General features: G+C 65.1%; 13 protein-coding genes and 2 riboswitches. Of the genes, 5 read left to right on the top strand and 8 right to left on the bottom strand.

Annotated features, from left to right (window positions below; genetic code table 11):
• Positions 1-13 precede the first annotated feature (13 nt).
• Positions 14-197, bottom strand: a riboswitch (cobalamin riboswitch).
• A gap of 59 nt (positions 198-256) precedes the next feature.
• A complete protein-coding gene (locus BJN45_RS01155) occupies positions 257-1,723 on the top strand; it encodes a cobyric acid synthase (protein WP_170872999.1) in 1,467 nt (488 codons plus the stop codon).
• Here the strand turns inward: BJN45_RS01155 and cobU are convergent.
• Entirely contained in the window at positions 1,698-2,270 is a 573-nt protein-coding gene (gene cobU / locus BJN45_RS01160) for a bifunctional adenosylcobinamide kinase/adenosylcobinamide-phosphate guanylyltransferase (RefSeq protein WP_205750525.1), read from the bottom strand. The genes BJN45_RS01155 and cobU overlap by 26 nt on opposite strands.
• Positions 2,244-2,458: riboswitch (cobalamin riboswitch) on the top strand. (Overlaps the previous gene by 27 nt.)
• Positions 2,459-2,531: 73 nt before the next feature.
• Between cobU and cobT the strand changes: the two genes are divergently transcribed.
• From cobT to cobC, 3 genes are read left to right on the top strand one after another with little or no spacing between them, the layout of a single operon-like run.
• Entirely contained in the window at positions 2,532-3,572 is a 1,041-nt protein-coding gene (gene cobT / locus BJN45_RS01165; RefSeq protein WP_076091255.1) for a nicotinate-nucleotide--dimethylbenzimidazole phosphoribosyltransferase, read from the top strand.
• 2 nt (positions 3,573-3,574) lie between these two features.
• Positions 3,575-4,336 carry an adenosylcobinamide-GDP ribazoletransferase gene (locus BJN45_RS01170; RefSeq protein WP_076091257.1) on the top strand — a complete coding sequence of 254 codons (762 nt, stop codon included), beginning with the start codon at positions 3,575-3,577 and terminating at the stop codon, positions 4,334-4,336.
• Positions 4,324-4,851 (top strand): alpha-ribazole phosphatase family protein, encoded by a 528-nt coding sequence (cobC, locus tag BJN45_RS01175; RefSeq protein ID WP_076091259.1) that lies wholly within the window; start codon positions 4,324-4,326, stop codon positions 4,849-4,851. The genes BJN45_RS01170 and cobC overlap by 13 nt, the downstream gene beginning before the upstream one ends.
• On the opposite strand, the gene BJN45_RS01180 is transcribed toward cobC, so the two are convergent.
• From BJN45_RS01180 to BJN45_RS01195, 4 genes are all read right to left on the bottom strand, one after another.
• On the bottom strand, positions 4,833-6,845 hold the full coding sequence (locus BJN45_RS01180) for an LTA synthase family protein (RefSeq protein ID WP_076091261.1): 2,013 nt from the start codon (positions 6,843-6,845) through the stop codon (positions 4,833-4,835). The two genes, cobC and BJN45_RS01180, sit on opposite strands and share 19 nt — an antisense overlap.
• A gap of 80 nt (positions 6,846-6,925) precedes the next feature.
• A complete protein-coding gene (locus BJN45_RS01185) occupies positions 6,926-8,248 on the bottom strand; it encodes a sensor histidine kinase (RefSeq protein WP_076091263.1) in 1,323 nt (440 codons plus the stop codon).
• Positions 8,238-8,909 carry a response regulator transcription factor gene (locus BJN45_RS01190; protein WP_076091265.1) on the bottom strand — a complete coding sequence of 224 codons (672 nt, stop codon included), beginning with the start codon at positions 8,907-8,909 and terminating at the stop codon, positions 8,238-8,240. Before BJN45_RS01190 ends, BJN45_RS01185 begins: the two co-directional genes overlap by 11 nt.
• Entirely contained in the window at positions 8,906-9,616 is a 711-nt protein-coding gene (locus BJN45_RS01195) for a PepSY domain-containing protein (protein WP_083650710.1), read from the bottom strand. The genes BJN45_RS01190 and BJN45_RS01195 overlap by 4 nt, the downstream gene beginning before the upstream one ends.
• A 116-nt stretch (positions 9,617-9,732) precedes the next feature.
• Here BJN45_RS01195 and BJN45_RS01200 point away from each other — a divergent pair, with 116 nt between their 5' ends.
• Complete coding sequence (locus tag BJN45_RS01200) at positions 9,733-10,734, top strand: SdiA-regulated domain-containing protein (protein WP_205750526.1); 1,002 nt, start codon at positions 9,733-9,735, stop codon at positions 10,732-10,734.
• Here BJN45_RS01200 and BJN45_RS01205 read toward each other — a convergent pair.
• The 3 genes from BJN45_RS01205 to BJN45_RS01215 are packed head-to-tail and all read right to left on the bottom strand — an operon-like array spanning position 10,703 to position 13,398.
• The gene (locus BJN45_RS01205) at positions 10,703-12,079 is read right to left on the bottom strand and encodes an ATP-binding protein (protein ID WP_076091269.1); all 1,377 of its coding nucleotides are present in this window, start codon (positions 12,077-12,079) and stop codon (positions 10,703-10,705) included. The two genes, BJN45_RS01200 and BJN45_RS01205, sit on opposite strands and share 32 nt — an antisense overlap.
• The gene (locus BJN45_RS01210) at positions 12,079-12,741 is read right to left on the bottom strand and encodes a response regulator (protein ID WP_076091271.1); all 663 of its coding nucleotides are present in this window, start codon (positions 12,739-12,741) and stop codon (positions 12,079-12,081) included. The genes BJN45_RS01205 and BJN45_RS01210 overlap by 1 nt, the downstream gene beginning before the upstream one ends.
• Positions 12,742-13,398 (bottom strand): hypothetical protein, encoded by a 657-nt coding sequence (locus tag BJN45_RS01215; RefSeq protein ID WP_076091273.1) that lies wholly within the window; start codon positions 13,396-13,398, stop codon positions 12,742-12,744.
• Position 13,399 lies beyond the last annotated feature (1 nt).

A 13,399-nucleotide genomic window follows, 5' to 3' on the forward strand; every position in this document is an offset into this window, starting at 1 on the left:
ACCCGTCCACGATGCCGTGTTAAGTCTCCCGGCCGGTCTTCTGACTCGGATTCACCCGGACGATGCGCCTTCCCGCCGCAGCAGTGGCCTGTGCATCGCCCGTCATCCTCACAGCGCTGGGCACGTGGCGGATTCGCACCGCCTTCCCGATTCTCCTGCCGGCAAAGCCGGAAAGCACCGGGAGACACCTTCCCGAACTTTTTCGGGAAGGGAGCGATGGTGCCATAATTACCGCCTTTTTTCACGGGTTCGGACGATGATACGCAACGCCCTGATGGTGCAAGGCACGACTTCGGATGCCGGCAAATCAACGCTGGTCGCGGCGCTGTGCCGGATTCTGAAGCGGCGTGGGGTACGCGTGGCGCCGTTCAAGCCGCAGAACATGGCGCTCAATTCGGCGGTCACCGTCGACGGCGGCGAGATCGGCCGGGCGCAGGCGCTGCAGGCGCTGGCCTGCGGCCTTGAAGCGCATACCGATTTCAACCCGGTGCTGCTGAAACCGACCACTGACAAGAAGGCGCAGGTGATCATCCACGGCAAGGTCGCCACCGATCTCGACGCCAAGGCCTACCACGACTACAAGCCGCGGGCGATGCAGGCGGTTTTGGCCTCCTGGGCACGGTTGACCGCAGCATTCGACTGCATCCTCGTCGAGGGCGCCGGCTCGCCGGCCGAGATCAACCTGCGCGCCCGCGACATCGCCAACATGGGCTTTGCCGAGGCTGTCGATTGCCCGGTGATCATCGTCGCCGACATCGACCGCGGCGGTGTCTTCGCCCATCTGGTCGGCACGCTGGAACTGCTGTCGCCGTCCGAACAGGCGCGCGTCGTCGGCTTCGTCATCAACCGTTTTCGCGGTGACATCGCGCTGCTCGAATCCGGCCTCGACTGGCTCGAACAACGCACCGGCAAGCCGGTGCTCGGCGTGCTGCCCTACCTGCACGGCTTGATGCTCGATGCCGAGGACGCGATCGCGACGGCTGCGGTCGACGGCAAGAAAACGGCAAAAATCCGTGTCGTCGCGCCGGCCTGGCCGCGCACGTCGAACCACAACGACCTCGACCCGTTGCGTCTGCATCCCGAAGTCGATTTCCGCTGGGTCGGTCCGGGCGAGGCCCTGCCGCCGGCAGACCTGATCGTCCTCCCCGGTTCCAAGGCGGTGCGTGCCGATCTCGACTGGTTGCGGGCGCAAGGCCTGGACGTCGCCATTGCCCGTCATCTGCGCTACGGCGGCAAGGTGATCGGCCTGTGCGGCGGCTACCAGATGCTGGGTCATGTAGTTGATGATCCGCTCGGGCTGGAAGGTACGGCGGGCAGCACGCCGGGGCTGGGTTTTCTTGATGTCGGAACGACGCTGGAAAATGAAAAGCAGTTGCGCAACGTTGCCGGCCATCTGCTGTTGGCCGGTGAACCGGCGATGACCGGCTATGAAATCCACCTCGGCGTCACCCGTGGCGAGGGTTTGTCGCGGCCGGTCCTGCGCCTCGACGATGGTCGTTTCGATGGCGCCGTCTCGGCCGATGGTCAGGTGCTCGGCACTTATTGTCACGGCGTTTTCGACCATCCGGCGGCGTTGACCGCACTACTCGCCTGGGCCGGCATGACGGAAAGCGCGCCGGTCGATTTCGCCGCCCGGCGCGAGGCCGATCTCGACCGCCTGGCCGATTCGGTCGAAGCCGCGCTGGATTGGGAAAAACTCAGGCCGTTTTTGGCGGCGCTTTAAGCGTCAGCGGCAGGCCGGCAGCGACCAGCGTGACCCGGTCGCAGACGGCGGCAACGCGCTGGTTCAACCGCCCCTGTTCATCGGCAAACAGCCGAGACACCGGATGCATCGGCACGATGCCCCAGCCGACTTCGTTCGATACCAGGATGATGCGGCCGGGTAGTTGCGGCAGCGTCTCGATCAGCGCCGCCGTTTCACCGGCGAACAGCGGGCAGGCGATGGCTTCGCCGGCTTCGGCCTGGGCGGCGGCTTTGCCGGCGAAGAGCAGGTTGGACAGCCACAGCGTCAGGCAATCGACGAGGATGCAGGTGTCGGGCGCCGCCAGCTCGCGCAGCCGGGCGGCCAGGTGCAGCGGTTCCTCGACGCAGCCCCAGTCGGCCGGGCGGCGTTCGCGATGGTGAGCGATGCGGCGGGCCATCTCGCCGTCGCGCGATTCGGCAGTGGCGACATAGATGACTTGGCGGCCGCCATCGAGCGCGCATTGTTCGGCGTGGCGGCTCTTGCCCGAACGGGCGCCGCCGATGATCAGTTCATTCATGGCCGCCATTGTATAATCGCTGCGTTCGATAAAACGGAACCCGGTGCGAGGTAACTCTATTCCGGGGCGGGCCCGCCGCTGTAATCGGGGACGGACGTTGCACCATGTCACTGCCAAGGGGAAACAGACCCGGCGGGAAGACGCAGCGATCCGGACGATCCGAAAGCCAGAAGACCTATCGAGCACCAAGACAGCAAGCCTGTGGACAGGGCTTCGCGGCTGCGTTGGCCAAACGCTGTCGCGAGGCCCTTTTTTCTTTTGGAGAATCGGATGCATTCGTTCGCAATCACCGCCCCGGACCGGGGCATGGAAAATTCGCTCAAACACAAGGTCGACCGCAAGACCAAACCACCCGGCGCGCTCGGCCAGCTGGAAACGCTGGCGGTGCAGATCGGCCTGATCCAGCAGACGCTGTCGCCGTCGCTCGACCGGCCGCAGATGCTGGTCTTCGCCGGCGACCACGGCGCGGCCAAGGCCGGCGTTTCGGCGTCGCCGCAGGAAGTGACCTGGCAGATGGTCGGCAATTTCCTCAATGGCGGTGCAGCGATCAATGTCTTCTGCCGCGCCAGCGGAATCGCGCTGTCGGTCGTCGACGCCGGTGTCGCCCACGACTTTGTCACGGTCGACGGCCTGATCGACGCAAAAATCGCCCATGGCACCGCCAGCTACCTCGACCAGCCGGCGATGAGCGCAGCCCAGTGTGCGGAAGCGGTCGGGCGCGGCGCGGCGATCGTGCGCCAGCTGGCGGCACAAGGTTGCCGGGTGGTCGGCTTCGGCGAAATGGGGATCGGCAATACCGCCGCCGCCTCGCTGATCACCCATGCACTGACCGGCGTCGCGCTGGCCGACTGCGTCGGCCGCGGCACCGGCCTCGACGATGCCGGCCTGGCGCGCAAGCAGGCCTTGCTGGCGCAGGCCGCCGGGCGCTGGCAGGCCGCCGGTGGCGATGCAGCGCCGCTGGCCGTGCTCGCCGAGTTCGGCGGCTTCGAGATCGCGATGATGGCCGGCGCCATGCTGGCGGCGGCGGAAGCGAAGATGGTGCTGCTCATCGACGGCTTCATCGTCGGTGCGGCGGCGCTGGTCGCCGCGCGCCTCGAACCGGCATTGGTCGACTACTGCGTCTTCTGCCACCGCTCGGCCGAACCCGGTCACCGTGCCCAGTTGCAGGCGCTGCGCGCCGAGCCGCTGCTCGACCTCGGCCTGCGCCTGGGCGAGGGCACCGGCGCCGCGCTGGCCTTTCCGCTGGTCAAGGCGGCGGTGGCCTTCCTCAACGAGATGGCCAGCTTCGAGTCGGCCGGCGTCGCCGGCTAGCCATGCTGCGCCGCGAGCTCGAGTATTTCCTCGGCGCCGTCCGTTTCTTCACGCGGCTGCCGGTGCCGGCCTGGGTCGGCCATTCGGCCGAGGCGCTGAACGGCTCGGCGCGCTGGTTCCCGGCGGTCGGCCTGGTCGTCGGCGGCATCGCCGCGCTGGTCTATCTCGCCGCGCTGCAACTGTGGCCGCAGCCGGTGGCGGTGCTGCTGGCGATGGCAGCGACGCTGTACGCCACCGGCGCCTTCCACGAGGACGGCCTGTCCGACACCGCCGACGGCCTCGGCGGTGGCTGGGACAAGCTGCGCATCCTGGAAATCATGAAGGATTCGCGCGTCGGCAGCTACGGCGTCGTCGCGCTGTGGCTGGGGCTGACCGGCAAGTTCGTGCTGCTCGCTACGCTCGACCCGGCGCTGGTGCCGTGGGCGCTGCTCGCCGGCCACGCGCTGTCGCGCTGGTGTGCGACCTTGCTGCTGGCGACCATGGACTACGTGCGCGAGGATCTGCTGGCCAAGGCGAAACCGCTGGCGACGCGGCTGTCGCCGGGAGCCTTACTGGTCGCCACGGTCTGCGCCGCAGCGCCGCTGGCCGGACTGCCGTGGCCGCAGGCGGCGCTCGGTCTGTTGCTGGCGCTGCTGGCAACGGTGTGGCTGGCAGCGAAATTCCGGCGCTGGCTCGGCGGCTATACCGGCGATTGCCTGGGCGCAACGCAGCAAGTCGCCGAAATTGCCTTCTTCCTTGGCGTGCTTGCACAATGGCCGCGCTGATGCTGTACCTGATCCGCCACCCGCGCCCGCTGATCGCGGCCGGAATTTGTTACGGTCAACTCGATGTCGAGGCCGAAAATCCCCCCGCCATTGCCGAGCGTCTGCGCGCCGAACTGCCGCCGGGACTGCCGGTATGGAGCAGTCCGCTGCAGCGCTGCCGGACGCTGGCCGAAGCCCTGCACCCGGCGCCGCAGATCGACGCCCGTCTGATGGAACTGAATTTCGGCGCCTGGGAAGGTCGACCGTGGGATGCCGTGCCGCGCGCGGAACTCGATGCCTGGGCGGCCGATGTCGCCGGTTACGCGTCGCCCGGCGGCGAATCGCCGCGCCAGCTGCAGGCGCGGGTGCTCGATTTCGTTGCCGGCCTCGGCGCCGGCGAGCATGTACTGGTCACCCATGCCGGCGTGATCCGCACGCTGCTGGCGCAGGCTGCGGGCGAGAGTATCGCCGATGGCCTGCGGCGGACAGCGGATTACGGCAGCCTGACCCGGCTCGCTTACTCCGGCAGCCGGTAACGCTGCTCGCGGTACAGCCAGGCTGGCAGCAAGGCGTGCGCCAGGGCGCGTCTGGCCAGTGCGTCGCCGTCGGCAGGGGGCGTCTCGGCAGCGCTCAGGTGTTTCTTCGTGCGGTCGTAGTGGGCGAAGGCCGGCGCCTTTTCCGGGCGCAGGACGACGACCTGATTGCCTTCCATCCAGCCGTAGTTCTGCTCGTACTGCATCATCGCCCGGCCGGGCAGGTTGTCCGGTTCGCGCGTCAGGTCACGGCCCGGCATCGGGTGCTTCGCATCGACGCCCATCAGCGACAGCAGCGTCGGCGCCAGGTCGATCTGGCTGGCCACGGTCTTCACCCGTTTGGGCTGGATATCGGCGCCGAGGATCAGGCCGGGAATGTGGAAGCGCTCGATCGGCACCATGCTGTCGCCGCGCACGCGGATGTCGTGGTCGGCGACGACGACAAAGACGGTGTCCTGCCAGTACGGGCTGGCCTTGGCCTGGGCGATGAATTCGCCGAGTGCGTGGTCGGTGTATTTGACGGCGTTGTTTTCGGTTTGCTTCGGCTGTTCGTGGAGATCGATACGGCCGTCCGGAAATTCGAAGGGGGCGTGGTTGGTCGAGGTGAATACCAGCGTGAAGCTTGGCTTGCCTTCGCCGTGCTTGGCGCTCAGACGCTCGTGCGTCTTGGCGAACAGGTCCTCGTCGGAAACGCCCCAGCTGGCGACGAATTTCGGGTTCGCGAAATCCTTTTCTTCGGTGATTCGGGAAAAGCCGTTGCCGGTGAAGAAGCCGCGCATGTTGTCGAAATGCGCCTCGCCACCGTAGATGAATTCCGACTCGTAGCCATGCTGGCCGAGGATGGATGCCAGCGTGGCGAAATTGCGCTGCGCCAGGGACAGCTTGACGATAGCCTGCGCCGGCGTCGGCAGGAAACCGGTGGTCACCGCCTCGATGCCGCGGATCGAGCGGGTGCCGGTGGCGTAAAGTTGCTCGAACCACCAGCCTTCGTTTTTCAGTTTTTCCAGGTTGGGCGTTACCGGTACGCCGCCGAGCGATTCGACGAAGGTCGCGCCCAGGCTTTCCTCAAGGATGATGACCAGATTCAGCGGTTTGTCCCGGCGGATTGTCGCCGTCTGTTCCAGCAGCGTCGGAATCTCCGGATGGTCGAGCAGCGGCCGGGCGTCGCCCAGGCTGGCGCGGGCATTGCGGAATTCAGCGAGGATTTCCGCGCTTTCCATCTTGCCGTAGATTTCGCTGGAATTGGCCTCGTGCTGCATGCCGTAGATCGCATGTGTCACCGACCAGGCGGAATTGAGGATCAGCGTGTTGACCATCGGGTCTGCAGTCAGCGCGAACATCGCCGGATTGGCCGGGCGATGGTCAAGGCTGGAGCGGATGGCGAAGGCAAAAAGCAGGAAGATCAGTGGCCAGCTCAGCCAGACGCGCCATTTTGACCAGGGCTGCGACTGTTGTTGCCAGGTGCGCAGCAGCAGCCAGGTGCCGGTGCCGAGCAGGGCTGTAACCAGCAGGCCAGCCAGCAGATGCAGGCGGAAACCGCCCCACAGCATGGCAAGGACTTCGTTGGGATATTTCAGGTATTCGACAAACAGCCGGTTCGGCCGGCTGTCGTACTCGCTGATGAAGGCCGGCGAAGCGATTTCGAGCAGGCCGAGGGCGGCGATGGCAATGGTGACCCAGACGATGTTCAGGCGTCGCCACAGCGACCAGAAGCGGCCGAGGCCCAGCAGTGGCGCGAGCAACAGCAGCGGCAGCGCGAGCAGCGAGAGCTGGATGATGTCGACGCGCACACCCTGCAGCAGCATTTCCAGCCCGATGCCGGTGGCCGCGACACGTTCCGATTGCCAGAGCATCAGCAGGATACGGGACAGCGACAGGAAGGGCAGGCCGATCAGGAAGAGCATGGCCAGCCCGGCATACGGGCCAAAAATGTCGAGCCGCTGCCAGAGGCGGCCAGGTTGCTTGAGGGCGGGTGATGCAGGGGAAAACCGGGGCATGGACAATCTCGGGGTACAGATGTCCAACAGTCTGGCGAAGGTGGGTTAAACGGAGCTTAAACGAGGCTCTCTCTAAACGTTTATCCCGGCAGGCGCAGGACAACCTGCAGGCCGCCCAGGGGGCCGCGCTCGAGCGTCAGATCGCCACCGTAGGTTTCGGCAATGTCGCTGGTGATGACCAGACCAAGTCCGCTGCCTTCGACACTTTCATCAAAGCGGCGACCGCGAATGCCGGTTTCGCGTATCTGTTCTTCGGACAGGCCGGGGCCGTCGTCGGCGATGACGACCACGATCTCATGGTGCTGCCGGGAAGCCGCAACCGTAACGCATGACTTTGCCCATTTGGCGGCGTTGTCGAGCAGGTTGCCGAGCATTTCCTCGAAATCGGTCTGCTCGCCACGCCAGGACAGTGTGCCTGGAATGTCGGTCTGCCAGTTGATCGGGCGCTCGCGATGCAGGCGCTGCATCAATGCCAGCAGACCATCGATGCTCTCGCCGACGGCAACCTGGCGAACACTGCCGGCACCGCTGCCGGCCCGGGCCAGGTGGCGATCGATCAGTTGCGACATGGCGGCGACTTGCTGGCGCAGCAAGGCATGCTCCTGCAGCGACGGGTCGGTGGCCAGCAGCGACAGCGGTTTCTTCAGCGCGTGGCTGAGATCGGCGGCATGACCGCGGGCCCGTTCGACGATCCGGGCGTTGCGGGCAAGGACCAGATCCAGTTCCTGGGCCAGCGGCTCCAGTTCCGGGCCATAGTCGCTGCCAACGCTGTCGGCTGCCCCGGTGCGTACCGCCATCAGCCTGTCACGAAGGCGCCGCAAGGGTTGCAGGCCGAGTCGTACCTGCAATGCACTGCTCAGCAGCAGGGCGATGACCAGTCCGGTCTGGGTATACAAAAGTATTCGGTCGAAGCGGGCGAGTTCGGCATCGATTTCGGCGGCTGGCCCATAAACGTGCAGTCGGGCGGCCTGGCCATCGATCTCGATATCGCGCACGATGCCGGTGATCAGCAGGCTCTGCGGGCCGGCGAGCTGTCTGAGCCGGTCTGCGCCGGTGATTGTCCGGGCGTTGCCGGTATCGAGGCGGCTGTCCCACAGCGAGCGGGAGGCCTGGGGTTCGCCGGTGCTTTCCAGTTGCCAGTACCAGCCGGAAAATATGCGGCTGAATTCGTCGTTGTTGCGACCCTGCCATCGCACCTGGGTTTCTCCCGGCAAAACCAGCAGTCCGGCGAGAAGCCGTTCGGCCTTTTCCTCCAGCCGTTGTTCGAAATTGTTGAGCAAGGTGGTCTGGACGCTCTGGCGCAGCGCCCAGCCGCCGATCGTGCTGACCAGCAGTGCAGACAGGACGCCGAGTATGAACAGCCGCGTCTCGAGGCCGATGTGCCGGTTTGCGTCAAACGGCATCGTTACCGTCCGTCAGGCAGAAACCCCTGCCGCGTTCTGTCTGGATCAGGGTGACCCCGAGTTTTCGGCGGATCCGGCCAATCAGCACATCAAGCGTGTTCGAGTCCGGATCGAGATCGCGGGCGTAAACGTGCTCGCTGATTTCGCTGCGGCTGACGACACAGCCCTTGCGTTGCATCAGGTAGGCAAGGATGCGTTTTTCCTGGGCCGTCAGCGTCAGCAACTCGCCATTCAGCGTAAAACGGTCGGCGTTGCTGTCGTAACTCAAGGGGCCGGCCTGCAGGATCGGCGAACTGTGCCCGAGTGCCCGGCGTTTCAGGACGCGTAGCCGCAGGGCGACTTCCTCCTGCAGGAAGGGTTTGGTCAGGTAGTCGTCGGCTCCGGCGTCGAAGCTGGCCAGTTTGTCGCTCCAGCGGTTGCGCGCGGTCAGTACCAGTACCGGCATGCGGCAACCGTGTTCGCGCCAGTGGCGCAGCACCGAGACGCCATCCTGGCCGGGCAGGCCAAGATCAAGGACGGCGGCGTCGTAGTCTTCGGTGCAGCCGAGAAACGCTGCTTCGTTGCCTTCGCCGACCGTCTCGACAATCATGCCGTCCTGCGTCAGTGCGGCGGCGATCCGCTCCGCCAGTTCCTTGTCGTCCTCGACGACGAGAACCTTCATCGTTCGATTTCCTCACCATTCAGGATCTTGCCGCTGATTGCGTCAACATCAAGTTCGAAAACGCGGCCATCGGTCAGGCGGACTTCGATTTCGTAGAAGTAGCGCCCATCCTGGTCGTATTCGAGTTCGATTTCCTGAAAGACGCCGCGGTAGCGGGCGGGCAGGAGATCGAGGATTTCCGGCAGGGGTTTCAGTCGCTTCAGGACTTCCTGGCGATGTCCTTCACCGCCGATCAGTTCGCCGCTGTGGGCGTCGATGACGAATTCACGCAGCCGGCCATCCTGCAATATGACCTGGATTTCGTAGATCAGCCGGTTGTTCACGGTTTGCTTGAGTTCCAGTTCCAGTACATTGCCCGGGTATCTGGCGAGCAGGCTGCGCAGGACGCGGGCCATCGGGACGCGGGGTGTTTCCGGACCGGCTGCATGCTGCAGTTCGGCGCCGCTGACTGCGTCGGCCAGCACCTTGGCGCGCTGGCCGTTGCCCTTGAGTATGGTGATCTCGTACACCCGGCGTCCGCTTGCATCCCGTTCCAGATCGACGTCGAGCACCTTGCCCGGATGTGCGGCCTGGACCTTGCCCAGAATTTCCGACAGGGGTTTCAGTTGACCGGCTTCGACGGCGCGGCGGATCGCGTATTGCTCTTCCGCGCCGGCCATGGGTGGCAGCGCGAACAGCGAGAGGAGAAGGAAAAGACGTATTGGCATCAGACAGGATGCTGAGGCGGGGAGGGTAAACAGTTCATGAATTGTAGCTTCAGGTTTCGTTTAATGCCCTGTCGGCAAGATTGCCTCAAACTTCACAACGGAATCTTGCCAGAACCATGTCATTCACTTATCCGAAGCAGGCTGTCGTCGTCAGCGAGTTCATGCCGCAGCGCCAGCAGGCATTGCCGGCACGCAAGTGGTTTTCCCGAGCGCAAGCGCTTGCCGCGCTGTCTGTCCTGATGCTTGCCCTGTTGTTGTCCGTGGCCGGCCTCAAGCCCTGGCAGCGTGCCTCCCTGTTGCTGAATCAGCTGCTTGCTGAAGAGCGTGTGCGCGAGGCAGCGGTCTGGCTTCCCGACTATCAGGTGGATATCGATGCCAGGCCGATTCCCGGCCTGCACACCGACGTCTCGGGTCTGACTTACGATCCGGATCGTCGGTCGCTGTTTGCCATTACCAACTCGCGGCCGGAAATCGTCGAGCTGTCGCTGGCTGGCGAACTGCTGCGCCGGATTCCGCTGTCCGGGCTGCTTGATCCGGAGGCGATCGAATACCTGTCGCCGGGCCGCTATGTGGTGACCGACGAACGTCAGCAGTCGCTGGTTGAGGTAAGAATTGACGATACCACGACGCATGTCGATGCCGGCACGGCCCGCCAGGTGGCGATCGGTATCGGGCGCAATGGCAACAAGGGGTTCGAGGGGCTGGCCTATGATCGTCGCGGCCAGCGTCTGTTCGTGGCCAAGGAGCGTGATCCGCAGCGGATTTACGAAATCACCGGTTTTGCCTCGCTGGCGCAGGATGGCGGTGCTGCGCTGGAAATTTCGGACAACCCGGTGCGCGATGCCGCCTTGCCGGGGCGTGATCTGTCGAGTCTCTATTTTGACGAGGCCACTGGCCACCTGCTGGCGCTCTCCGACGAGTCGCGGCTGGTGGTTGAACTCGACCGCGACGGTCGGCCGCTCAGCAGCCTGTCGTTGAAAGCCGGCCGCCACGGCCTGCAGGATTCAGTGCCGCAGGCCGAGGGAATGGCCATGGATGATCGCGGCAACCTGTACATCGTCAGCGAGCCGAACCTGTTCTACCGCTTCAGCCGGCCGGATGCAGGCCGTTCAGACTGACGGAAAAGCCGCCGTCCTGGCGGTTTTCCAGCTGCAGGCGGGCGCCATGCAGTTCGGCGATGCGCGCGACGATGGCCAGGCCGAGACCATTTCCTTCGCTGCTGCCCGGTTGACCGCGGAAAAAGCGTTCGCCGAGCCGGGCGAGGATGGCCGGGGCGACACCGGGGCCGTCGTCGCGGACGTCAAGGACGAAGGCTCCACCATCCTGGCGGATTTCGATGCAGATCCGGCAATCGGGCGGTGAATAGCGCAGTGCATTGTCAATCAGGTTGCGCAGTGCAATCTGCAACAGGTCGGCGTCGCCGCGCACGATGCTGGGTGTCTCCGGCACGACCTGGCGGATTTCCTGCGTTGCCTGCGGTTGCGCAGCGCGTGCACTGGCGATGGTTTCACCGACGAGCCGGCCGAGATCGACCGGCAGGTTGCTCGGCGGGCTGCTCAGCGGATCGAGCCGGGCCAGTCGCAGCAGTTGTTCGACCAGGCGGCTGGCCCGGTCAACACCGGCTTCGATCTGCTGCAGGGCGTGCTCGCGTACCGGCGAGTCGCCGCCGAGCCGGGCGACCTGAGTCTGTACTTTCAGCGCCGCCAGCGGCGTGCGCAATTCGTGGGCGGCATCGGCGGTGAACCGGCGCTCGTTGTCGAGCGTACGGTCGACGCGCTGAAACAGGCGATTTATCGCGTTGACCAGCGGCCTTGCTTCGGTCGGGATGCGTTTGCCCGGCAGTGCTGCCAGGTTGTCCGGGCTGCGCGTCGACACTTCGCGGGCGAGCAGGTCGAGCGGGCGCAGGGCGCGCTTGATCGACAGGTAGATGAACAGGATCAGTACCGGCACGATCAGCACCAGCGGCAACACGGTCTGCACAGCGACTTCGAGTGCGGCGCGGTCGCGCAGGCCGATCGCTTGCGCCACCTGGACGCGGTAGCGGCCATCGTCGGAAACCGCGTTGAGCACGCGCCAGGCCTGGTCGTGGCGGATGATGTCGTTGTAGTCGGCGACACCGAGAATCGGCAGTTCGGGGGCGTCGGGTGAGCGGGCGACAACGCTGCCGTCGCCCAGGCCGATCTGGAACTCCAATGGCGGTTCGTAGATGTTGTCTTCTGCGCCGCGTACGGTTTCCAGCCGGGCCACCAGTTCCGCCAGGTCGTCTTCGTTGTCGTGCGTGATCGCCAGCAGCAGTCGCGCCGTTTGCGCCAGGCTGCCGTCCATCAGTTCCTCGGCTTCGTGCTGCGCCTTGGTGTAGCTGAACCAGCCGGTGAGCAGCCAGATCAGCAGCACGACCGCACAGATTGCGGCGAGCAGCCGCCAGCGCAACGAATTGACGCGGTCCGGCGAGAACAGGTGCATCAGGCTTCGTCCGCCAGCTGGTAACCGAGGCCGCGCACCGTCTTGATGAAATCGGCGCCGAATTTCTTGCGCAGGTGATGAATATAAACCTCGACGGTGTTGCTGCCGGTTTCGTCACCCCAGGAATACAGGCTTTCTTCTAGCTGGCTGCGGCTGCGGATGTGACCGGGCGGGCTGAGCAGGGCTTGCAGCAGGGCGTATTCGCGTCCGGACAAGGGCACTTCCTGGCCGTTGAAGCTGACCCGCTTGCTCGCCGGGTCGAGGCTGACGCCGCGATGTTCGAGCAGCGGCTGGGCGTTGCCGCCGGCACGGCGCAGCAGCGCACGTATGCGGGCCTGCAGTTCGCCGAGGTCGAACGGTTTGGTCAGATAGTCGTCGGCACCGTGATCGAGGCCGGCGATCTTGTCTTCGCGCGTATCGCGGGCGGTGAGGACGAGTACCGGCGTGCGGTCGCCACGTCGGCGCAACTCGGCCAGCACCGTCAGGCCGTCCTTGCCGGGCAGGCCGAGGTCGAGGATGCAGGCGTCGTAGCTGTGATCGGCCAGTGCGTGCAAGGCCATTTGTCCGTCGCGCACCCAGTCGACCGCATAAGCGGCCAGCATCAGCCCGGCGCGGATGCCGTCGCCGAGCAGTGCATCGTCTTCAGCAAGCAGGATTCTCAATTATTGTGCGTCCTTGGCAGTCTTGTTCAACAGCGCCTGGATTTCCTTGCGCCGCCCCTGGTCGGCCAGTTCACGGCCGGGCCGGGCCGGCGCGGCGAGTGCCTTTTCCAGATAGCGGCGACCTTCGACCACGCGATCTTCTTCGATCAGATACTCGCCGTAAAAAAAGTTGGGGTCAATGCCGGTCGGGTTGATCGCCAGCGACTTCCTGAACAGTTCCTCGGCCTTGTCCTTGTCGCCGAAAGCGATCGGCCAGCGCGGCACCTTGACGTAAAGCGTTGCCAGGCTGGTGTAGGCCGAGCCGTTGAGGGCCTTTTCGTCGAGTTTCAGGCTTTCTTCCAGCAGCTTTTTGGCTTCCTTGGCCAGCGACAGTGCGCCCAGGCCGCCGCGGGCACCGGCTTCGCTGGAGACGACGATGGCTTCCCAGATCAGCGCCGGTGCCAGGTTGGGTTGGGCCTGCGAGAGCTGGCGGGCCTGCACGGCGAGTTCGTGATACAGATCGGCCTGCAGTTTTTCCGGCTGGCGATACTTGATTTCGGCCCAGCGGTCCTGGATCGGGCGGATCAGCTCTTCGCCGGGGGTGGCATGGGCCAGTGCGGTGACGCTGATGCAGGCGGCGAGGAAAAGGGTTTTCAGGCGGGTTTTCAGGCGGGACATG

The sequence above is a fragment of the Azonexus hydrophilus genome, assembly GCF_001956855.1.
Lineage (GTDB): Bacteria > Pseudomonadota > Gammaproteobacteria > Burkholderiales > Rhodocyclaceae > Azonexus > Azonexus hydrophilus_A.

What these genes read in the sequence shown, in the direction of transcription:
- BJN45_RS01155 (WP_170872999.1), top strand. Translation starts at nt 257, where the DNA reads ATGATACGCAACGCCCTGATGGTGCAAGGCACGACTTCGGATGCCGGC.
- cobU (WP_205750525.1), bottom strand. Translation starts at nt 2,270, where the DNA reads ATGGCGGCCATGAATGAACTGATCATCGGCGGCGCCCGTTCGGGCAAG.
- cobT (WP_076091255.1), top strand. Translation starts at nt 2,532, where the DNA reads ATGCATTCGTTCGCAATCACCGCCCCGGACCGGGGCATGGAAAATTCG.
- BJN45_RS01170 (WP_076091257.1), top strand. Translation starts at nt 3,575, where the DNA reads ATGCTGCGCCGCGAGCTCGAGTATTTCCTCGGCGCCGTCCGTTTCTTC.
- cobC (WP_076091259.1), top strand. Translation starts at nt 4,324, where the DNA reads ATGGCCGCGCTGATGCTGTACCTGATCCGCCACCCGCGCCCGCTGATC.
- BJN45_RS01180 (WP_076091261.1), bottom strand. Translation starts at nt 6,845, where the DNA reads ATGCCCCGGTTTTCCCCTGCATCACCCGCCCTCAAGCAACCTGGCCGC.
- BJN45_RS01185 (WP_076091263.1), bottom strand. Translation starts at nt 8,248, where the DNA reads ATGCCGTTTGACGCAAACCGGCACATCGGCCTCGAGACGCGGCTGTTC.
- BJN45_RS01190 (WP_076091265.1), bottom strand. Translation starts at nt 8,909, where the DNA reads ATGAAGGTTCTCGTCGTCGAGGACGACAAGGAACTGGCGGAGCGGATC.
- BJN45_RS01195 (WP_083650710.1), bottom strand. Translation starts at nt 9,616, where the DNA reads ATGCCAATACGTCTTTTCCTTCTCCTCTCGCTGTTCGCGCTGCCACCC.
- BJN45_RS01200 (WP_205750526.1), top strand. Translation starts at nt 9,733, where the DNA reads ATGTCATTCACTTATCCGAAGCAGGCTGTCGTCGTCAGCGAGTTCATG.
- BJN45_RS01205 (WP_076091269.1), bottom strand. Translation starts at nt 12,079, where the DNA reads ATGCACCTGTTCTCGCCGGACCGCGTCAATTCGTTGCGCTGGCGGCTG.
- BJN45_RS01215 (WP_076091273.1), bottom strand. Translation starts at nt 13,398, where the DNA reads ATGTCCCGCCTGAAAACCCGCCTGAAAACCCTTTTCCTCGCCGCCTGC.